Source organism: Paenibacillus sp. FSL R7-0313 (genome assembly GCF_037969885.1).
Taxonomy (GTDB): Bacteria; Bacillota; Bacilli; order Paenibacillales; family Paenibacillaceae; genus Paenibacillus.
The window spans coordinates 3182968-3205117 of sequence record NZ_CP150219.1 but is presented as its reverse complement, the minus strand read 5'-3'; the positions used below and the strand labels follow the sequence as shown (position 1 = coordinate 3205117).

At 46.2% G+C, this 22150-nt stretch carries 20 protein-coding genes; 8 read left to right on the top strand and 12 right to left on the bottom strand.

Annotated features, from left to right (window positions below; all coding sequences use genetic code 11):
• The first annotated feature begins 28 nt into the window (after window positions 1-28).
• On the top strand, window positions 29-928 hold the full coding sequence (locus tag NSQ38_RS13985; protein ID WP_339790090.1) for a LysR family transcriptional regulator: 900 nt from the start codon (window positions 29-31) through the stop codon (window positions 926-928).
• Here the strand turns inward: NSQ38_RS13985 and NSQ38_RS13980 are convergent.
• Window positions 867-2003: an acyltransferase gene (locus NSQ38_RS13980; protein WP_339790088.1), complete on the bottom strand. Its 1137-nt coding sequence runs from the start codon at window positions 2001-2003 to the stop codon at window positions 867-869. The genes NSQ38_RS13985 and NSQ38_RS13980 overlap by 62 nt on opposite strands.
• Before the next feature lie 386 nt (window positions 2004-2389).
• Between NSQ38_RS13980 and nirB the strand changes: the two genes are divergently transcribed.
• From nirB to NSQ38_RS13960, 4 genes are all read left to right on the top strand, one after another.
• Window positions 2390-4819, top strand: coding sequence for a nitrite reductase large subunit NirB (nirB, locus tag NSQ38_RS13975; RefSeq protein ID WP_339790085.1), 2430 nt, complete (start codon window positions 2390-2392; stop codon window positions 4817-4819).
• A 55-nt stretch (window positions 4820-4874) separates the two neighbouring features.
• Window positions 4875-5201, top strand: coding sequence for a nitrite reductase small subunit NirD (nirD, locus tag NSQ38_RS13970; RefSeq protein WP_338588038.1), 327 nt, complete (start codon window positions 4875-4877; stop codon window positions 5199-5201).
• Window positions 5202-5250: 49 nt separating this feature from the next.
• Entirely contained in the window at window positions 5251-6033 is a 783-nt protein-coding gene (locus tag NSQ38_RS13965) for a formate/nitrite transporter family protein (RefSeq protein WP_339790082.1), read from the top strand.
• 284 nt (window positions 6034-6317) lie between these two features.
• Window positions 6318-6947 (top strand): YfbR-like 5'-deoxynucleotidase, encoded by a 630-nt coding sequence (locus NSQ38_RS13960; protein WP_133385582.1) that lies wholly within the window; start codon window positions 6318-6320, stop codon window positions 6945-6947.
• Here NSQ38_RS13960 and NSQ38_RS13955 read toward each other — a convergent pair whose 3' ends face one another.
• Together NSQ38_RS13955 and NSQ38_RS13950 are read right to left on the bottom strand one after the other, a co-directional pair.
• The gene (locus NSQ38_RS13955; protein WP_339790079.1) at window positions 6948-7757 is read right to left on the bottom strand and encodes a response regulator; all 810 of its coding nucleotides are present in this window, start codon (window positions 7755-7757) and stop codon (window positions 6948-6950) included.
• Window positions 7758-7761: 4 nt separating this feature from the next.
• Window positions 7762-9675 (bottom strand): histidine kinase, encoded by a 1914-nt coding sequence (locus NSQ38_RS13950; protein WP_339790076.1) that lies wholly within the window; start codon window positions 9673-9675, stop codon window positions 7762-7764.
• 141 nt (window positions 9676-9816) lie between these two features.
• On the opposite strand from NSQ38_RS13950, the gene NSQ38_RS13945 reads away from it, so the two are divergent.
• The 3 genes from NSQ38_RS13945 (at window position 9817) to NSQ38_RS13935 (ending at window position 12920) form a co-directional block, all read left to right on the top strand.
• Window positions 9817-11121, top strand: a complete 1305-nt coding sequence (locus NSQ38_RS13945) for an ABC transporter substrate-binding protein (protein ID WP_339790072.1) — start codon at window positions 9817-9819, stop codon at window positions 11119-11121.
• 100 nt (window positions 11122-11221) lie between these two features.
• The gene (locus tag NSQ38_RS13940) at window positions 11222-12094 is read left to right on the top strand and encodes a sugar ABC transporter permease (RefSeq protein ID WP_091028318.1); all 873 of its coding nucleotides are present in this window, start codon (window positions 11222-11224) and stop codon (window positions 12092-12094) included.
• Between the two features lies 1 nt (window position 12095).
• Complete coding sequence (locus tag NSQ38_RS13935; protein ID WP_289389914.1) at window positions 12096-12920, top strand: carbohydrate ABC transporter permease; 825 nt, start codon at window positions 12096-12098, stop codon at window positions 12918-12920.
• A gap of 161 nt (window positions 12921-13081) precedes the next feature.
• On the opposite strand, the gene NSQ38_RS13930 is transcribed toward NSQ38_RS13935, so the two are convergent.
• Genes NSQ38_RS13930 through NSQ38_RS13890 form a run of 9 tightly spaced genes read right to left on the bottom strand, consistent with a single transcriptional unit; the run spans window position 13082 to window position 22122 of the window.
• On the bottom strand, window positions 13082-14410 hold the full coding sequence (locus NSQ38_RS13930; RefSeq protein ID WP_339790070.1) for an MFS transporter: 1329 nt from the start codon (window positions 14408-14410) through the stop codon (window positions 13082-13084).
• Between the two features lie 20 nt (window positions 14411-14430).
• Window positions 14431-15066, bottom strand: coding sequence for a TetR/AcrR family transcriptional regulator (locus NSQ38_RS13925; RefSeq protein WP_133385585.1), 636 nt, complete (start codon window positions 15064-15066; stop codon window positions 14431-14433).
• A gap of 60 nt (window positions 15067-15126) precedes the next feature.
• Window positions 15127-15894, bottom strand: coding sequence for an ABC transporter ATP-binding protein (locus NSQ38_RS13920; protein WP_091028310.1), 768 nt, complete (start codon window positions 15892-15894; stop codon window positions 15127-15129).
• Window positions 15895-15906: 12 nt separating this feature from the next.
• Window positions 15907-18240 carry an ABC transporter permease gene (locus NSQ38_RS13915; protein ID WP_249912113.1) on the bottom strand — a complete coding sequence of 778 codons (2334 nt, stop codon included), beginning with the start codon at window positions 18238-18240 and terminating at the stop codon, window positions 15907-15909.
• Window positions 18241-18275: 35 nt separating this feature from the next.
• Window positions 18276-19016 carry an alpha/beta fold hydrolase gene (locus NSQ38_RS13910; RefSeq protein WP_339790067.1) on the bottom strand — a complete coding sequence of 247 codons (741 nt, stop codon included), beginning with the start codon at window positions 19014-19016 and terminating at the stop codon, window positions 18276-18278.
• A 25-nt stretch (window positions 19017-19041) separates the two neighbouring features.
• Window positions 19042-19926: a hypothetical protein gene (locus NSQ38_RS13905; protein WP_176872545.1), complete on the bottom strand. Its 885-nt coding sequence runs from the start codon at window positions 19924-19926 to the stop codon at window positions 19042-19044.
• Window positions 19923-20186, bottom strand: coding sequence for an acyl carrier protein (locus NSQ38_RS13900; protein WP_091028302.1), 264 nt, complete (start codon window positions 20184-20186; stop codon window positions 19923-19925). Before NSQ38_RS13900 ends, NSQ38_RS13905 begins: the two co-directional genes overlap by 4 nt.
• 15 nt (window positions 20187-20201) lie before the next feature.
• Window positions 20202-21281 (bottom strand): HAD-IIIC family phosphatase, encoded by a 1080-nt coding sequence (locus NSQ38_RS13895; protein WP_339790064.1) that lies wholly within the window; start codon window positions 21279-21281, stop codon window positions 20202-20204.
• Entirely contained in the window at window positions 21271-22122 is an 852-nt protein-coding gene (locus NSQ38_RS13890; protein ID WP_100526999.1) for a 3-hydroxyacyl-CoA dehydrogenase family protein, read from the bottom strand. Before NSQ38_RS13890 ends, NSQ38_RS13895 begins: the two co-directional genes overlap by 11 nt.
• Between the last annotated feature and the right edge of the window lie 28 nt (window positions 22123-22150).

Genomic DNA, 22150 nt, shown 5'->3' with positions numbered 1-22150 from the left:
AACCAAATTGATATGGATGGTGATTGACATGGATTTACTTCAACTTCGTTATTTCTGCAAAATCGCCCGGCTGGAGCACATTACACGAGCGGCAGAAGAACTGCACGTCTCCCAGCCAGCTTTGAGCAAAACGTTGAAACTGCTGGAACAGGAATTAGGAACCGAATTATTCGATCGAACAGGAAAGTTCATCCGGCTGAACAACTATGGTCGTGTATTTCTGAAATATGCCGAGCAATCTCTTGAAGCACTCGAAAATGGAAAACGGGAACTTGCGGATATGTCATCTGGTCAGGCAGGCGATATCCGTCTTGCATTCCCTGTAGGCTCTCACGTGGTTCCCGCCCTGTTATCCCGATTCAGACAACAATATCCGGATATCACATTTACGTTAATCCAGCATTTTGGTCCTTCTGATCCTCCGAGGTTTGATCTCTGTATCTCTTCGCTGCCCTTGCAGATTCCCCGAGTGGAGAGCTTACCTCTTCTGACAGAGGAACTGTTCCTGGCTGTGCCCGCTGACCACAAGCTCGCCGGGAAAACATCCATCCGACTGGAAGATGCAGCTGAGGAACACTTTGTCACGCTACGCGCAGGGAACGACCTTCGTGAACGAACCGACAGCCTGTGCCGGATTGCCGGTTTCAATCCGAAACGTATTTTCGAAAGTGATGATCCGGCAACCGTACGTGGACTCATTCGCGCTGGACTTGGTATTGCACTTGTTCCCGCGGTATCCTGGGACGGATCTGTGGGTGAACATGTACGATTGATTCGGATTGAACAGCCTGTATGCGAACGAACGATTGGGATTTCCTGGTTGGAAGATCATTACCTGTCCAAAGCTTGTCTGATTTTTCGCGAGTTTACGGTCGCTTATTTCCGTGAGCTGGCGCTGGCTGATGCCCCTGGTGATTCCTCGCTCTGAGAAGTCGCATCACTGCCTTGCACAATTTCTCAATGTAATACACCATCGTGAAGGCTAGAATCGCAGTGCAAATCAGCAAAAACACGATGCTGATGCCGAGCGGCATCTCCTTCACATAACTGCCCATCATCCAGATCGTCAGATTCAGTGCAAAATAACTGGCGAGATATGCCCGAAACGCATATTTGGCAATCCAGCGAAAAGCAGGCAGGAATCGGACATTCATACGAATCAGTCCCGTTGCACCAGCGTACAGGAGCAAGATTAGCGCCATGTTAAACAGCACCATCGACGGTTTCAGATACGAAGACTTCAACAAATTCATATCCTCAAATCCATAAGCAAACAATTCCCGGTTCACCCAAATAAACAACAGCACACCGATGGGCAGCAGTGCCCACTTCATTTTGTCCAACCAGACAAGGCAAACTTCCTTATATATGGATGTACCCATTCCCAGCAATGCAAATAGTCCATACATGGCAAAGATTCGATCCGTGTAGACCAGATCGGGATGCAAAAGATCCAGCAGAACATATCGGTCATAGAGCAGAATCAGAATGGCATACACGATGATGGATACTACCCATGCCACAGCTGCTTTTTTTCGATTCCGAATCATGAGCAGAGCCAGTGCAGTCACCAGCGGAATGAGCAAATGATATTGGAACATCATGACCGTATACCACAAATGCGGGGCTGCCGTTCCCAGCAGAAAGGCTTGTACAACATCCCCCACCTGCTCATATCCGCCTGCATTCACCGTTAATATATATACGGTAGTCCAGAAGAGATAAGGCCCGATGATCTCTTTGGCTTTATGCCATACATAGTGTCCATACTTTACGTCTCGCAGTTGTGCCACATCATACAAAATGGCAAAAATAAAGGCAGGTGCCGAGAACTTCGCCAGATTGTACAACATGCCAATCTCTATTCTGTGAGATACATCGGGAAACTGCTTTAAGAGAACCGACAGGATCAGCTGCATCATCACAGCAGTTACTGCAACCGCTTTAATAATCTCCGGCTGTGTTGCAGCCGGTGAGGTATCGTCCATTCTTTTTACACCCATAGGTGATCTCCTTTCAGCCATGTCAACACAATGAGAATTCACGTCCCCATCTTCACTTCTGAAACTTCATTAAGCCCTAGTAGTGTGTTTCGTGTTAGCAAAAAAAATACCAAATTTTGAAAAGATCATATCGACGCGTCGTTATGCCTCGTAGTATATGCCTTGATTAATCAGCCTGTATAATATCCATTTGGATATGTATATATGTCGCTCTGGAAATATATATAAAAATCTGTGACCGGGATCACACCAACGAATAGTTGACTGAACTATCTTTATTAGTGAATTAAATCACATAAACTGTCGTCAACTACTTGTATAATTTCAAATATAAACCACTAAAATTTTGAGTAATGTACAGCGTCTATTCAAGGAGGCATACACACATGAACGGAAAAAAAGAGAACCTCATCATCATTGGTAACGGTATGGCAGGAATCAGTACTGTTGAACAAATTCTGAAATTAACTACGCGATTTGATATTACCGTTTTTGGCACCGAGCCCTATCCTAACTACAACCGCATTATGTTGTCGTACGTACTGGAAGGAAGCAAAACGCTGGACGATATCGTGCTGAACGACCTTCACTGGTATGAAGATTACGGCATTACATTGCACACAGGCACAACGGTTACACGAATCGATGCCGAGACACATGAAGTTGTAACTGAAGATGGAACTCGCGTTCCTTACGACAAAATCATCATTGCAACAGGCTCCAACTCCTTTATTCTCCCCGTACCGGGGCATGACAAAGAGGGTGTTGTCGGTTTCCGTGATATCGCCGATTGTAATGTCATGCTGGAAGCTGCTAAGCAGTATAAACGAGCGGCCGTTATCGGGGGCGGTCTGCTGGGTCTTGAAGCTGCCAAAGGTTTGGTACAACTCGGCATGGAAGTTACCGTAGTGCATCTGATGGAAGATCTGATGGAGCGTCAGCTTGATCCGCAAGCTTCAGCCATGTTGAAGGCAGAACTCGAACGTCAGGGTATCCGGTTCAAAATGGGTGCGCAGACTTCCGAACTGCTGGGTGGCGAACGGGTTGAAGGAATTCGTTTTGCAGATGATACGGTTCTGAATGTTGATTTTGTGGTCATGGCTGTAGGCATTAAACCCAATACGGCTGTAGCCCGCGAAAGCGGTATGGAAGTCAACCGGGGTATTGTCGTGAATGACTATATGCAGACTTCACTTGAGAATGTGTATTCGGTCGGGGAATGTACAGAGCACCGCGGGGTATGTTACGGCCTCGTTGCCCCATTGTTCGAGCAAGGCATGATTCTCGCGAAACATATCTGCGGAGTTGAGACGGCTCCGTATGAAGGTTCTGTGGTATCCACGAAATTGAAAATTTCGGGTGTGGACGTGTTTTCAACTGGTGAATTCATTGACAGTCCTGAGCACACCGTCATTTCGCACAAAGACGACTGGAAACGGACTTACAAAAAAATTCTGCTCCGCGATAATAAAATGGTTGGTGCCGTTCTCTTTGGTGACATTACGGATTCTGCCGAATTGCAGAAACTGATCAAACAACAGGCCGAAATGACCGAAGAATTGTATGGTTCACTCATGGGTACAGACTGCGGCGGTCATAAGAAAACCACCTCTGTAGAAACGATGGCTGAAGACGAGATTGTCTGTGGCTGTAACGGTGTAACCAAAGGAACGATTGTTGATGTCATTACCAATCAAGGACTAACCAGCGTAGATGAGATCAAAGCCTGTACAGGTGCAACACGCTCTTGCGGTGGATGTAAACCAGTTGTGGAACAGATTCTGCAATATGTACTTGGTGACAGTTTCAGTACTGGAGCCAAACAGGGCATCTGCGGATGTACTTCCATGGGACGGGATGAGATTGTAGCTGAGATTCGTGCAAAGGGATTACAAACAACCAAAGAAGTCATGAATGTTCTGGGCTGGAATCAACCTGAAGGTTGTTCCAAATGTCGTCCGGCAATCAACTATTACCTTGGCATGATCGCACCGGATACTCACGAAGACGAAAAGGAATCCCGTTTTGTTAACGAACGTATGAACGCGAATATTCAAAAGGATGGAACGTATACGGTTGTACCTCGGATGTACGGCGGGGTGACTACTCCAGCGGACCTCAAACGCATCGCTGACGTTTCAGTCAAATATGATGTGAAAGCAGTCAAAGTTACTGGCGGTCAGCGTCTCGACTTGATTGGTGTTAAAAAAGAAGATCTGACTAAAGTCTGGGCTGAACTGGATATGCCTTCAGGTTATGCATACGCCAAATCGCTGCGTACGGTCAAAACATGTGTCGGCTCCCAATTCTGCCGATTCGGTACACAGGATTCCATGGCCATGGGCGCTCGCATCGAACGTAAATTCGAACGTCTGGATCTGCCAGCCAAGTTTAAATATGCCGTCAACGGTTGTCCACGGAACTGTGCAGAGGCATGTACCAAAGATATCGGTATCGTTGGTAACGACGGAGGCTGGGAAATCTTCATCGGTGGTAACGGCGGTATTAAAGCAAGACTTGCTGATTCCTTATGCAAAGTGAAAACAGATGAAGAGTTGATTGAACTGTGCGGAGCCATCATGCAATATTACCGCGAGACAGGTAACTATCTGGAACGGACTTCCGAGTGGGTGGAACGCATGGGTCTGGAGCATATTCGTTCGGTTGTCGTGGATAACCTGGAGGAACGCAAAGCGTTGATGCAGCGGATTGAATTTGCACTTGAGCATGTTGAAGAACCTTGGCAAAAAGCGATTCGCAATGAGGAAGGCGAAAGCAAAATGTTCCATGGAATCGAAGTATCGGCTCGTCCATAAGCAAGCTTGCAGGATTAATACTGGAGAATGTTAAATAGATAAGGAGTGGTTTAAGATGACGACAAAACAATCAGGCATCTACTTCCCCGCCGGAGTAGTTGAAGAATTCCTGCCACGAATTGGAAGAGTAGTTGAGATTCGGGACCATCAGCTTGCTGTCTTTCGTGCATCGGATGGCACCATCTTCGCCGCTGATAATCACAACCCCCACCCCAAGGGTGGGCCGCTGGCAGAAGGCATCGTGTCCGGACATTATCTGTACGATCCGCTGTATGATTGGAAAATTGACTTGACTACCGGTGTTGTGCAAGCACCGGACAATGGGCAAGTGCAGATGTATCCGGTGAAGGTAGAGAACGGCCAGGTCTGGATTGAAATATAGCTCCATCGAAACGTTCAAAGATTGATGCAAAATAATGGGGGAAACCGTGATGTATACACCAAGTGTTGAGGGAATTATTGAAGCTGCGGTTAAAAAACGGGATCAGATGAACTCAAATCTTTCACGCTACATGGTTGCCGCCTTAATGGCGGGTGCCTATGTAGGGCTTGGCATCGTACTGATCTTCAGTATTGGTGCCCCGCTCCTTGCGGCACAGTCACCACTGCAAACCATGTTAATGGGCATGTCCTTCGGACTCGCCCTCACGCTGGTCATCTTTGCCGGATCGGAACTATTTACAGGCAACAACATGTTTTTCACCATGAGCACGCTCGCAGGCCGGACCACAGTTAAAGATACACTGAAAAACTGGGGACTCGTCTTCCTCGGCAACCTGCTAGGTGCGATCCTGCTCAGCCTGCTTATTGTAGGCAGCGGCCTGTTCAAAACGGCTGCGCCTGAACATCTTTTATTTGTCTCTTCTGCCAAAAAGATGGCCGCTCCCGTATCGGAGTTGTTCTTCCGCGGCATTCTCTGTAACTGGCTCGTCTGTCTGGCGATCTGGATGGCAGCTCGCACAAAAGAGGATATCGCCAAAATTGCTCTCATCTGGTGGTGTCTGTACGCCTTTATTGCAAGTGGGTATGAGCACAGTGTTGCCAATATGACTTTGCTGTCCTTGTCCTGGCTGTTGCCAAACCACCCGGATACCATTACTCTGGCGGGCTGGTTTCATAACATGATCCCAGTGACGCTTGGTAATATCATCGGCGGTGCCCTCTTTGTCGGAATGGCGTACTGGTATACTTCACCGGTACGTAAAAAAGCATAATTTTTTATTCAACTGAACTTATGTAGCACTAGGTAACACAACATCTACACACTAAAGCCACGATGGATGCTGAACTCACGTTCAATCACACATCGTGGTTTTTTATTGTTTGTTGATAACCTGCGTACTCTCTCGTACGTTCCCTTTCATCCTCTCGTCCTTCTATAGAATTAAAACTTCATTTTACCTTCGTCGCTATCCGCGTTAATCCACAGTTGACATAACTGGCGTATAGTCGATGGATACTCACACTTATACTCAACCAGCAAAGGATGAACGCTTATATGGGAATTCACACATACTTCAGGTCACTAAACGATCTTGAACGTATTATTCGTACACCTGGCAAATTCAAATTCGAAGAACACAGCGTATCCGCCCATTCCTGGAAAGTGGTACAGTACGCCAAAACGCTCGCAGATATTGAGGAGCAGCATGGAGTCACCATTGATTGGAAGAAGTTATACGAAATTACGAGCAGTCATGATTATGGCGAAATCTTCATCGGTGATATCAAAACACCAGTCAAACATTATTCACTGGAGCTGCGATCGATGCTGCAAAAGGTGGAAGAAGGCATGGTTGAACATTTTATTAATGAAAATATTCCTGAAGAGTTCCAGCCTATTTTCCGCAGACAGCTGCGTGAGGGTAAAGACCAATCGGTTGAAGGACTGATTCTCGAAGTCGCAGACAAGATGGATCAGGTATATGAAGCCTTTGCCGAACTCCAACGTGGCAATACGGAGAAAGAATTTATCGTTATGTACCGTTATGCCTTGGTCAAAATCAAAAATATCGACCTCCACTGTGTGCAGTATTTCCTGGAACAGATTCTCCCCGACATGATTGAAGAAGGTATCCGCTCCCCGTTTGATATTCGCAAAATAACCGAAGAAGCTCTGGCCCAGTGATCAGCTCAAGTCAACATGGTTCTCATCATCCATGGACAGGGCTTTTTTTCGTTCCTGCAATTGCAGTCGGTACTCGCTAGGGTACATGCCCGTTTTGTTTTTGAAAATCCGGCTGAAATAGTGGGAATCACTGTACCCTACCGCTCCACCAATGGTCTTGATATCCATATTCTCGTGTGTGACGAGCATACGCTTCGCTTCATTAATCCGCAGACCTGTCATATATTTCAGCGGAGTCTCGCCCGTTACTTTCTTAAAACACTTTCCCAGATAGTCCACACTAAAATGCATCTGTCCTGCCATGTCCTGGAGTGTAATCTCATGCATGTAATTCTGCTTCAAATACAACTTAACGGCCTCTGCGATATCCTCCGGCTTCACCTGTTCATCCAGCACGGCACTGATATGGGCAAGCGAATCCACAGCGCTCCCAAGCTTCAATTCCATCGCATCCAGCAGTGTCCGAAGCTGTTCTTCCGATAATGGTTTGAGCAGATAATCCTCCACCTTGTAACTGATCGCCTGCCGCGCATATTCGAATTCATGATAACCACTCAGAATGACAATTTTCACATGCGGATAGGCAAAATACAGATGTTTGGCGAGTTCCAATCCATTCATTACCGGCATCTGTATATCCGTTACAACCAGATCAGGTACGGATTGTTCAATGAGCTGTAACGCTTCCTGACCGTTCCGCGCCTCACCAATCACCTCGAACCGGGTGTCCAACTCTCTGAATTTGCGTGAGACATTCCGGCGAATCAGGGCTTCATCTTCCACAATAATCGTTCTATATTTGATTGTCATGGGTTCAGTCATGCTCCTTTCGAATGGAACCACCTATGGTAATCTGGACACCGCCGGAAGGCTTGTTTGTAATCAGCATGTGGGCTGCCGTGCCATACCATAATTTCAATCGGACCCATATATTCTTGAGTCCCATTCCGTTAATTTCAAGGTCAGGCATACGCTCCCACTCCTGTGATTGTTCGATGTAATGCATGATCTTGGCAAGTGCTTCTGGTTCCATGCCAGGCCCGTTGTCTTCCACGTGAATCTGCCAGGTCTGCTGTACCGCATCCATATCTCCAGTAATATTCAGTTTCCATGGAGGGGTATCGCCCAGTCCATATTTCATGGCATTTTCGAGGAGTGGTTGTACCATCAGCATCGGAACCTGAATAAGCTGCATTTCTTCCGAAATATGAAACTCGTAGTGCAGATCATCCTCGAACCTAATCTTCATACACTCCAGATATCGCTCACAATAATCCAGTTCTTGGGACAGTGGAACCCCATTCTTTCCCGGAGTAGAAATATAACGCAGCATAGACGCAATATTGGCGCAGAACGCAACAATCTGCTCATTCATGCCTTCTTCCGCCATGATGCTGATATTTGTGATGTTGTTATAGAGAAAATGCGGGTTCATCTGGGATTGCAGAGCCAGTAATCTTGCTTCTGTCTCCTGAGATTTCATCGCCAGCCTGTCCTGAAAAGACTGCACAAGCTGTTGATTCAGCCGGATAAACGTATCATTCAGCTCATCCATCTCCCGGATAGAACCGGGATGCTCCAGTTTGAACAACTGACCGGATTCCTGTCCCGATAACAGATCATTCTCACCCGTTTTCTGAATAATGCGCTGCAAACGATGCAGCGGCAAAGTGACCCGTTTGGAAATCAGATACGAGAGAACCAGAATCAGCATGAGAGTAGCTAGCGTGGCACCGATAAACATCACAGCCATCCGGTTGAGACTGGCGAAAAGGGACTGTTTGGACTGCATGACAATAACGGTCCATCCCGTCTCCTGTGACGTCATGTACGTCATCATTTGTTTGGACTGACTCAAAGGATCGGTGATCTCCTGCATCGTATCCGGTGGAAATGAAAGATTCTGAATCAAGTCCACATCATCGAAGTGGCTAGCTTGAGAAGCATCATCAACCGAAGAAAGTGGATACAACCGTGTATTTTGTTCATCCACTACATAGATCCGAAGATCATCGTTACTCGCCTGTAAATCATTCAAATGCTGGAACAGGGTTCCGGCATCCTGCAAAATCTCAACAACACCCTGGCTGACATAGTTGCCATCTTTGTACACCCGAGTAAGGGAAATGTAGGATTGATCTGATTTCCCCTCACCTGTTGGCATGGGCAAAGCTCCCCCCTCTAACAGTTGAATCACCCGCCAGCCGCTCCGCTCCCAGGTTTCCTTGTACCACGGTCGCTTAGTCAGATCCACAGACAGTTGACCGTTGAATGCACCCGCTCCCAGCATCTTGCCATTTACATCATAGATATTGGCCTGTTTGGCTGTATTGGAGCTGCTAATGATCGCGAGAATGACATCAATTAGTGTGGTTGTATCCTTATACAATGCCGGATCACTCGTCATTGTCTGCTCGCTATCCTCCGCTGGTGCCAAGTAGTGACTGAAGTGTTCTTTGACCAGATTGGAGTACACGATATTCATGGAGAAGTTGTTCATTTTCACCACTTCCTGATCCAGGTTACTGACGATTGACACCCCCAGTTGTCTCTGTTGTTCTTCACTTCGATGACGAATGTCACTTGCGAGAAAAACATACAGAAGCCCCGCCACAATCAGCGAAAAGATAATAAATACCGCAGAGTAATAGGCAAACAGACTTTGCTGAAGCGTTCCAAATCGATATCGCAATTCCCACACACCTCGTTCTATGATGATATCTGTCACACCATTCGAAAATGTCCACCCAACTGAACGCTTTTGTCTATTGAGCACATCCGCTGTTCACAGTAAAGTTATCCACATAAGAATACGCTTACATTAAGCGTTTCGGCAAGTGACAATTTTCTTTATATTCCGGGAGGTTTAATGATGAGAAAACGATTTCTATTTTCGCTTGCAAGTGTGCTCCTGCTCTCCACTCTGCTGCTTGCCGGGTGCAACTCAGGTAAAAGTACGGAAGGTTCGGGTAAGGTGACGCTCACGTTTGGAACAAGCCAATCCGGTATACCGCGTACAGGCATCATGCAGACGATGGCCAAGGAATATGAGCAGGAGACCGGTGTCAAAATTGATTTTCAGGTCGTACCTGACGCACAGTGGCGTGACCTGATCAAGGTAAAGCTGGCCTCTGGCGAAGCACCTGACATTTTCAATGTCGATGTGGACCCACTGAGCATGCCGGCTAACGTAAGACCGGAGGAAAATGCCATTGACCTGACCAATGAGGAATTCACAGGTCGGATGTCTGAAGAGATTTTGCCAACCGTCAGTCACAATGACAAGGTATACGGGGTTTCTTTTGCCCCATCGAAAATCTGGTATGTGTACTATAACAAACGTATCTTCGCAGAGCTTGGCATAGAGCCTCCTACATCCTATGCCGAATTCAAGGCGATCAGCCAGAAAATTAAGGATAAAGACATTATTCCGTTCTATCAGGCACCTGCCAGCGGGTGGTATCAGGTTCTGCCTTTGTTCGAAACGGGACCTAACTATGAGCAAACAACAGCGGGAACCTACGAGAAATTAAACAACAATGAGATGAACATCGCAGATATGACGCAACTCAAGACGGTCATTGAACAATTGAAGGAATTTGCGGATCTCGGTTATTTCGGCAAAGACTTCTTGTCCAATACGGTAGAAGCGGGAATTGAAGCGTTTGGTCAGGAAAAAGCTGCTATGTTGCTGCGGGTTCCAGGGACGGAAAAGGAAGTTTCCGAAGCGTATCCGGCAATGAAAGACAATATGGGGTTCTTTGTCATGCCGTGGGGAGATAATCAGACGATTGGTGTGAATCCCGGCGGTTCAGCTGCCATGTTTGGTAACAAAAACAGTAAACATTCTGAAGAAGTGCTGAAATTCTTCCGCTGGATTACCGAGCATGATCATCTGCAACGTGTGTTCGACGAAGGTGAAGGTAATCTGACGATCTGTTGGCCGGAAATCGAACCAAAGCTGACACAGGATTATATTGATTATGAGAAAAATCATGAAAAAGGTACGGTCATGCAGGCCGCTGTGAAATATATTGATCCACAATGGATGGATATTGGCAAGGACTTATCAGGTATGTTCGCCGGAGCCATGACACCGGATCAGATTCTGCAAAATATTGATAAACGTCGTGCTGAACAAGCCAAAGTGCTGAAAGATGAGAAGTGGCAGTAACAGCGCATATTTCAGATAAATATAAACGCTGAACAGTGTTACATGCAGCGGGCGTTTGCCCGCTCATGTATTTTGGCAGGAAGGAAAGGTGTTACCGGTTATGAATGCAAACAAAATCTATCCCTGGTATTTCTCATCTGGAGCGATTGTATTATATCTGCTGTTCATCGTTGCTCCCGCCCTGCTGGGCATCTATTATTCCTTCACTGACTGGAATAGTTATAGTTCGGAGAAGAACTTTATCGGTCTGGAGCATTTCCGCACTATTCTGGCGGGTGATCCGACCTATCTGCTTTTTATCAAAAACACAGTCCTCTTCACCCTGGTTACATCCATCGCCAAGACGGTTCTCGGCTTGTTTCTGGCCCTGCTGCTGGTCAGCGGTGTAAAGGCCGCGAATCTGCACCGGATGATCATCTTCTCCCCACAGGTGCTGTCGTTCCTGATTGTTGGGCTTGTGTTCAAAAGTCTGCTCGACCCAAACAACGGGTTCGTTAACGTAACCCTGCGTTCATTAGGGCTGGATGTTCTCGCCCAGAACTGGCTGGGCTCCCTAACCTGGGCCATGCCATCCATCATGGCAGTGGACACGTGGAAAGGCATGGGGTACATCATGGTGCTGTTCATCGCCGGACTGCTCGCCATCCCCCGGGATTATTACGAGGCAGCGTCCATTGACGGCGCCGGATTTGGGCAAAAGCTGTTCCGGATCACCATTCCGATGCTGATGCCTACCATTACCATCGCCACGGTACTCAATATTACGTATGGGCTGAGAGTATTCGATGCCGTATACGTGCTAACCAACGGTGGCCCCGGTAACGCAACAGATGTCATTAACACGGCTGTCTATTCCTCTTTTGCCAAAGGGTATTGGGGACTGGGGAGTGCGCTATCTACCATTCTGTTTGTCATCATGGCGATCATCTCCTTTTTCATCATTCGTTTGATGAACCGAAAGGTGGAATACTGACATGCGATTGAGAAAAAGATTGGCTTCGATCGGGTTAAATGCACTCGCCTGGCTGCTTAGCCTGATGGTCTTGATTCCTTTTGTGGTCATTGTACTGAATTCATTCAAGTCGGACGCCGAGGCCAAAGTGCTGAAGCTGACGCTGCCCGAGAAGTTTATCTTCGAAAATTACAAAATCGTCTATGAACAGGGACACTTGGGCGGTTCTTTTTTCAACAGTCTGCTGCATTCCGGGGCTTCTTCTCTGCTACTGGTGTTTGTTGTGGCCTTCTCAGCCTTCACGTTATCACGCAACCATTCGAAGCTCAGCAAGTTTCTGTACTTCTTCCTGATTCTCGGTATCACACTGCCGCTAAACTACATTCCGCTGATGGAAGTCATGAAGTCCATGGGTATGATCAATTCACATGTCGGCATGATTCTGCTCTACACGGCTATGGGTATTCCAATCTCGCTGTTCATTACGTATGCGTTTGTGTCTAACATCCCGAAGGAGCTGGATGAAGCCGCGATCATGGACGGATGTAATGGGATCAAGCTGTTCCTGAGAATCATTGTACCTTTGTTAACCTCGGTGCTGGTAACGGTATTTGTTCTTAATTTCCTGAGTGTCTGGAATGAGTTTACTGCCCCACTCTATATGCTGAATACAGTGGAGATGTGGCCGATGACACTGGCTGTATATAACTTCTTTGGGCAATTCAGTGCCCAGTGGAATCTGGTCAGTGCCGATATTGTGCTCACCTCATTGCCTGTGTTGATTGTGTTCCTCATTGGGCAAAAGTATATTGTAGGAGGACTAACTTCTGGGGCTGTTAAAGGGTAAGCTCCACCGACAATCCAATACACAAACACATCTTGTCTAATTACATCTGCTGACTCCTCAGCACAAAAAAGCCCTTGTCTGCTCATCGTGTGAATAACTTCTTCGTACAGAAGAAGCATCACACGCTGCTGCGGACAAGGGCTTACGCTGTTGGATTCGAATTAATCGTGCGCCAATCCGCCAACATCGGATGGAGTCGCTATATCTGGGCTCTGCTCCAGAGATTTGATCATTTTCAAACGGGATGTGATTATTGCGATCAGAATAACAAACAGACCCGCGATGATAAACAGAAAGGCAATACCTCTGCCTGGCCCAGTTCCAATAATTTGACCAACAGACGAAGCCAGTGCTCCCCCCTCCATCAGCAACGGATTAAACACATGGTCGGCCAGAAATCCAGCCAAACTGTACGCGATAATAAACCCGAGTTGTGACAGAATACCAATGATTCCCCATACCCTGCCCTGCTTATCGTTGGCGATATTGTTTCGCACCAGCACATCTGCGCTCATATTGACAAACGGCAGTGATGACAGGAACAGAAAACCTGCGAAGATAATAAAATAAATGTTGGTGGATATCCCCAGAAGCGAAAAGGACAAACCGCACAAAATCAGACCCATCACAAGCACACTTGCATATCTCTTTGTTATTGTAAATATGCCGATGCACAAGCTGCTAATCAGCATGCCGATGGCGCTAACAGACTGAAACGTTCCAAGTGTCTTTGCATCCGTGAATGACAGAAGCATCGGACCAATGAGTGTCTCCAGGAATCCCAGATAAAAGGTGACAAGTGAAATAATCACCACCAGCAACAGTACTCCCTTGTTGGTTACAACTTCCCTCCAGCCCTCTTGCATATCGGTGATCCAGTTTTTGTCTTCTTGATCCTCTCGCTCCACCTTCATGCTCTTCCGAATAACCAGCACAGCCAGAATGGCAACCAGGAATGTCAGAATATTAATAACCAGAATGACTTCAATGGTTGTTATACTAAGCAGAATGCCCGCAATGATGGGTGAAAACAGAAACTTCGAGGATTCAGCCAGTTGTACAAGACCGCTTCCTTTCGAGAACTGATCCTTATCCAGCAGGTCCGTAGCAGAGGCCTTATATGCCGGGCTCTGCAGCGCGGAAAACACGGAACTAAAGGCCACTCCCACATAGATATGCCATAATTGGATATCACCTGTGAGCATAATCGACAGAATGAAAATCAAACCGGCTGCCGACCCCAGGTCGCCGATAATCATCATCGTTCGACGGTCGAATCGGTCTGCCAGTACCCCTCCAATAGGTCGAAGCAGGATATTCGGCAGAAACGTGAATAAGGTAATCAATGCAACACTTGTTGCCGTATTCGTTTTTTCGAAGGCATACACCCCCAGGGAGAAGGCTGTCAGTCCAATCCCAATCATGGAGATGAGCTGACCGAACCATACTACCAGAAACTTTTTAAATGATTTTTGAACGGTATGTTCCATGGATGATACTCCTTTCTCGGCTAACCTTGATTCGGAAAATAAAGACGAGTGACGTAGGCGAAGCTTCCTTTTTCTGCTCCCAGCACACGTTCCATAATATGTGTGAATGCTTCAACCTTTTTTTGGAGTTCTTCCTCCTCCCATTGAAAGATGCCTCGATCCAGCAAAAATTGTGACGATACAAGCAGGAATTCGATGGATTCCTTTGGGTTAGGTGTATGAAATACCCCCTCCTGAATACCCTGCTCTACCACCTCGGCCAAGATGGGACTTAATCGAATTACCGTCTCTACAAGACTCTTTTGGTGCATCTCCACATTATGAACACTGTGCAATTGCTCGATGAGATCATGTTTTCTGCCGTCTGGCTGATTCTGCGCCATCATGATGCGAAAAATTTTGTCATGGGCATTCAGTTTGGGATCGGACACCACGTGCCTAGCCGATGCCTCCCCGCTCAGAATAAAACGCATAACGATGGCGTTCATAACCTCTTCCTTGGACTGAAAATAATAATAAAATGTACCCTTGGCAATGTTGCACGCCTGAAGGATATCCATGACCGTAGCTTTGGTATATCCTTTTGTCACGAACAGAATCTCGGCGGCATCCAAAATCTCGTTCCTGCGTTCTTCCGGGTTTTTTATCAGTCTCATATCCTGGCCTCCGATACGTTCGACCGACTGTCGGTCTATTGTAGTCATGGAGTTCTTTTTTTAGAACCCCATTTCAGTCAACCATTGCGCCAAATGGCTTTCCCTTGTTTTTAGATCCTGACGCTCTCTTGCATATTTTCCAATATTTTTGTCTGCAACCAGCTTACCGTCCATCATAAACAGTACACGTTCCGATCTGGCAGCGACTTTCACATCATGGGTCACCAGCAGAATGGTTGTACCCGTTGCATTAATATCGCCCAGAATATCCATGATCTCATACGTTGATTTGGAATTCAGCGCCCCCGTTGGTTCATCGCCGAATAAAATATCTGGATTATTAATCAGTGCACGGCAGATGGCAATCCGTTGAAGCTGTCCGCCTGAGGCTTGGGTGATGTTATGCCCAGCCAGCTCATCAATCCCCATTTTTTTCATTAATGACATCGCCCGTGTATTAATCGTTTCTCTGCTGCTATTCTTGGCCAGATACGCGGAAAGTACGATATTGTCTAACAGATTCAGATTTTTGAGCAGATGAATATTTTGAAAGATGAACCCCATTTTGGTCAAACGTAGACTTGCCAGATCTCTCTCCTGGAATGCCGATATTTTTTTGCCATTAAAATAGACACTTCCAGCACTAATCTGATCCATACCACTTATGTTGTAAAGTAAGGTAGACTTGCCTGAGCCAGATGGCCCCATGATGGAAACAAATTCTCCCTTTTTTAATTGAAGGTTGATATCTTTCAAGATGTTATGTTCTTCATTCTCGCCGATCGCTACCGATTTATTCACGTCTTTAGCCTCAAGTATAGTTGTCATCGTTGATCCTCCCTATTCGACAATCATTTTGGATATGCTCGTTTCCTTGATCGATTGGATGCTAATCCATGCTGTTAGTACAATCGTGCCTGCAAGTAACAATGGACACAAGATATATGCCTGTAACGGGTTAACAACAAAAACAATATTGGAAGCACCGAACGTCGACATAATGGCACTAACCAGCAACGGACCCAACGTATTCGACAATATCGTTCCAGTAACAACCCCTAAGATTAATATGACAAGTGACATCACGACATACTTGAACTTGATTTTAGACAAGGCAAACCCAAGGCTTCTTAGTACAGCAATGTCGTTGTTGTCCTTGGCTACTAACATCTGAAGGAACAGTGCTGTAATTAAAATAGATATGAAGACACCGATGACCAAGGCCAGCATCGTCACCAATTTCAATTGTTGGATGGTTCCGCCTAACGTCTGATCCAGATAACCTTGAAGATCGGTTACTTTGGCTGGCGAGAAAGCCGACTCATATTCAGCAATTTTGGTAGCCATGTCCCCGCGATTATTCAGATCCAAACTGACCACATACCACAACACACTATCCTTGTTGTAAGGTAATAAGGCCTTCGCCGTTTTGCCACCATTCGTAACGTCCTGGTATATTCCGCTGACCGTCATCATCTGGTCCTTGCCATTAACCAGCAAGGTAAGTTGCTCACCAGTCTTCAGGTGCAGCTCGCTACTGTTTGCATCAGATAACGCAATTTCATTCTCGGTTGTTGGCGCATTACCGCTAACATAAGACAATGGGAAAATACTGAAATCCCCAGTTTCTACACTCAGATTGTCGTAACTTCCTTCCGCATTTTTAATCTTGAACTGGCTTGTCACCAATGGGGAATACGTTTTGATGTCTTTATCATTTTGGATCTGGGCAACCAGATTGTCATAACGCTGCTCCACATCATCTGTGTGCCTCAAGTCAATGCGAATATCACTTTGTCCAACACCCATATAAGAGATAAAACTTGGCGCCTGCAAAGTGTTCAGGAAGTTAACCGGCACAATCATGATAAATGAACTGACTACAAAGACGAACAACAATAATCGGAACATCTTGATTCGCTGTATCACTTCCTTCAGACCAAGAAAGACAGGTACGGAAGACCAGCGATTGCGGGACAAACTGAGCCGGTTTCGAATGATCTGTGTATCTCCAAGGCTCCCGGTACGTAGAGCATCCACTGCGGAGATGGAACGAAAACGCCTCAGTACCGTTCGACAGAACAGAACAACCATGGCAAATATTATTCCAGCGGCTAATAACGGAATCGCGAAATGCAACAGGGTTGCAGGTGCTTTTCCCATATACAACATGATATTGGAAACAAATAATCTGTTAACGCCAAGTGATGCAATGTAACCAAGCACGGATGCAAATCCAGCCATAAATACATACTTCATCAGATACAGTCTCTTAATATCCTTCTCTGCGATCCCTATCGCTTTCATGACACTAATCTCACGATAATCCTCTTCGATGGTCGCAAGCATTGTGAATCGGATGCAAAGCATCGCGATCAGAATCAGCACAAGACTGACCAAAATAATAACGGCTGCAATAACTCCGTCGGTCATGGCATTCAGTACCTGGAACAGCCCATAGGTTACGACTGGACCCGCGTTGGGAAGTCCGGCATTTTGGTAAGCCTGGGTAAATTCACTCGTCAGTCCGGGATCCGTCAACCGGAATTCGATGAGATACTCCATCTCTCCGATGCTCTGCTTCAATTCCTGCAAATTCCCATCACTCACAATAAAACGTTTGGAGTGCACAACCGATGGATTCATCTGAGCATCACGGACAAAATCAACGATGGTGTAAGAACGCTCAAATTGACCATTATCGATCCGAACCTGGTCGCCCACGCTCAATTTATTTTGCTGCATGTAATATACCGGAACCGCGATCTCGCCATCATTAACCTGAATAATCTCACTGTCCAGATTCAACAAATAGTCGAAACCCTGATTCTGTGTAACAAAGTCAATGTCCATAACACTGTTCTTTTCGGACTCTGCTCCGAGAAACAGATTAGAGCCGTCAATGTTGACCATTTCCACAATCTGATGCTGCTGGACCATGGCATTTTCTTCAGCCCATGTGTTCACTTTGGCCTGATCGAGTTCTCCGGCATGCATTTGCACAAAGTGTGGTGTTTTGGATTCAGAAAATAGATATTGGATGGAACTCGTCAGTTCCATAATCATTCGTGACCCCGAAGATACCAGCAAGGCGGCCAGCAGTACAAAAATAAATAACGCAGCCGTAATCCCTTTTTTTCTCGTTATATCGTTTCTCAGCATTCGTAGCAGCATAAACGAACATGGCTCCTCTCATCTACAAGTTGTTCCTATTTATCTGGAGTCATAAAGCTTGTCAGACAATGCGCCACCGTTGAAGGTTGATGCATCATGAACATGTGAGCACCCTCTTTGATGGTTTGAAGCTTCATGGATGATTCAAAATATCGGCCCCATCTCAACGCTGATTGAAGGGTAACGGTACGATCTCGTTCTCCCCACAGATACAACACCGGCAATGAGAGTGGCTCATACTCAAGCGTTGCTGCAGATTCCAGCATCCTGAAATCCGCCCGGATGACGGGCAGAAAATAATTCAATAATTCTTTTTCGTGTATCAGTTCTTGCGGAAGAGCTTCATAGGAAAACAGATGATCAATCAGATTTCCGTCTGACATCCGATCATAATTCTGCATCCCGCATTCGTCAGGCGTGTTGCAGGCAGATAAAACAAGCCGTAGCGTTTTAGCTACATCTGGACGTTCCTGACATAAGCGCTGCGCAACGAAGTAGGCTGTAATTCCTCCCAGACTATGTCCAAATAACAGACTGCCGGGCTGTATAACATCCAGCAGCTTGCTGGTATACAGTTCTACGAGTTGCTGCATATGCTCCAAGGGTGTTTCGGTGTTCAGACCATGACCCGGGGGCGTAAACGCCCAAATTTCCGTGTCAGGAAGGTACGGCACTAGGGGCTGAAAACTGTTGGAGTTGCCACCGAGATAAGGAAAACAGACTATCTGTCTGTTTCCCTCCCCCTTTTGTAGCTGCTCCAAATAGATCGGTTCCATCACTTATTCACCACCATAACCAGGCTTACTTTCTTTCCAGAACATATGCAGGGAATGTCTGAAGTGAAGTATCCACATTTTTACGCTTGAAGATGACATGTATGACAATAGCCGATATTACAAAAAAGAAGAATTGCATAATTTGAACTTGCGGATTAAAGTAGTACAAATCAATTTGACTTCCTGTAGCTACAAGCCAAAATGCAAGCAGATAAAACAGAAGTGTACCTTTGGTTGCATTGAAGATATAACTTTGGAACACGATAAATGCCATAAGCTGAACAACGTAGTATATGTAAGTGGTTGAGGTGCCAAAAGAGGAAATCAAGTATCCCGGAAGCACCCATAATCCGAACAACAGGCCGGTAATCAGACCACTTGTTATATTATTTTTTAACTTCCCTTGCAAGAATGGAAGCAAAAATCCGATCCAGCCAAACAGCCCACCAATCAGCCCCGTCTCCTTGATCAGATTCACAATCCCCAACCAGATCATTTCAGGTACACTATATGTCAACTCAGGGACCGGTATGCCGAATAACAAGGAACCAAAGTGCATTGTTGATGCAAAGATGATGGAAATTCCAATAATGAGCGGTATCCAGAACAGGTCCTGTCTGCGCGGAACCAGCTTCATAAACATTCCTTTTAATGCTTCCGTTCCGCCCATCACATAACATGTAATTAATCCGGCAATGGAAGGTGAATACAGAGCAACGATCGCAAGTGGATGCATCAGGGTTAACTCACCTGTTATGGGTACAATAAAATCCGCAAAGAACATGAACAAACTTGCGATTCCATAACATGTGCCAAAGGAAATTCCCAAAAACAAATACATATATTTGTTGGACGGGCTGGTTGCCGGACTTGTGACTGGACGAATGGATGCCTGATTAGCTGTAATCATAGTGCCGCCTCCTTCTCAGTCAACTTTCTCTCAATAAGATCATGCAAACGGTTAATTGTGCAGAAATTCGCCAAATCCAGATCTTCATTTGCTATCTCAATCTGGAATCTACGCTCTACAAAGTCCACCAAACGCATCGCAAAGAGCGAATTGACGAACCGCTGCTCAAAATAATTGTCATTATCATTAATCTGAGCGTCCTCATGATCCATGGTGAGATTGTTCCCGATAAACTCCCGAATTTCCTGACGATAATCCACTGCCCTTCCCCCTTGTTATTGATGTTGCCCCTCGGGCACTAAAACCTCAATGTAGTCTGGAAACTCTACAGCCTGCTGCAAATCATGATGAAACAGTACTCTTCCTTCCTGATCTGCAGATTGCTGCTTGAAACCGGCAAAGCGATAGCTGATATTCATCATCCGGTTCCTTCCGGTATCCCTGAAGTCCGCAAGCATCTGTTTGCCCTGCTTCTGAGCTTCACGCATGATATACGTTAGCAGTACACTCCCTGCACCCCTGGACATCACTCTGCAAGACATCAGAAGCATGTTTAGCCGCCATACTTTCTGCTGCATGTGAATAAGTGCAAGCCCAATTTTGCCATACGTCCCGTATTTGTCTTCGAGTTCACACACCAATAACATATGGTCCTGCGAGGTCATCAGTTGATGCAGCTCCTCGTAACTGTAGGTAATTCCGGTTGCATTTAGCTGATTGGTGCGAACGGTAAGTTCCTCTGCACGTTGAAGATCATCCTCAGTAGCCTCGTAGATGGAAAATTTCATGCCCAGCGTAGCCAGAAATTGTTCTGAAGGTCCTTCATACTGTTCCTCAGCCTGTTTACGGAGCGTATCCGCCTGATACATCTGCCTTCTGCACGCAGAGTCGGCTGTAATGAATCGGGGCATCAGCCTTGGGTCATCAAGCATGGTTTCATATTGATCCGCATGAAGTACCTGAATGTCAGCATGTACACTTTGCACTTCTTCCAGTTCAAAAGGTTGATCATCCACAAACAGAATGGCATCCATACCGATATTAATGTTCTGCTGAATCCGCTGAACAGAGACAGACTTCGCATCCCAATGGATTTCGGGATATAGAAAATATTCGGCGATGCCCAGTTCGTTTAGTTTCGTCCAAGCCAGCTCTGCATCATTTTTACTGGCAACAGAATGCAAAATACCTCGCTGGTCCAGTTTTTCAATCACCTCCTTTAAGCACGGCTTCAGTTGCACATCTGCAGATTCAAGCAAAACTCCATCCCATATGGTGTGGTCCAGATCCCAAACGATGCATTTGATATCCTTGAGCTTTTCCATGGTCATGCCACCCTTCATCTTAGTAGGCATAGAATCCTTGACCCGTCTTCCGCCCCCACTGTCCTGCATCAACCATTTTCTGCAACATCGGACAGCATCTGAATTTGGGGTCCTGATAGCTGTCGTACAATACTTTCAATGAATGCACGACCGTATCCAGACCAATCAGATCCGCCGTCTCCAGCGGCCCCATCTGATAATTGAAGCCTTTCTTCATAATGGCGTCCACCTGCTCGGGTGTAGCGATTCCATCCTGTACAATGTACGCCGCTTCATTCATTAACAAGTGCGAGAGGCGATTAGAGACAAACCCAGGCAGATCCTCTATGACAACTGGACTTTTATCAAGAGTTTCCAAAAACGCTACCATCTCATGTTCCGTTCCCTGCGTTGTATGATGTCCTTTGATCACCTCCACCATGGATTTAACGGGAACCGGATTCATCAGATGCACCCCAATGACTCGACCTGGGTCAGGCAAAAATGAAGCGAGCTTTGTCACGGAAATACAGCTTGTATTTAGCGCAAATAAAGCATCCGGACGAACCTTGTGGGACAAGCGTGCGTAAACTTCCTTTTTCAACTCCAGGTTTTCGGTTACATTTTCAATAATGATACTTGCCTCTTCCACACCTTCATCTTGTGTCTGGAACGAGATTCGTTCCATGATCTGATCCAGGGGAACCTGACCGTACCCTTGCTTCAGAAAGCAAGCTGAACGATATTCACGACGTATAACATCAGGGGCATGTTCGATGACCGACGCCGAAATATCCTGCAAAATTACACGATAACCAGCCCTCGCGACATCCAGTGCCGTGGCGCATCCCATCACCCCTGCGCCAATGATTGCAATGAGTCGATTATGCATACCTAATCACCTCCGTATTGAGCTACCA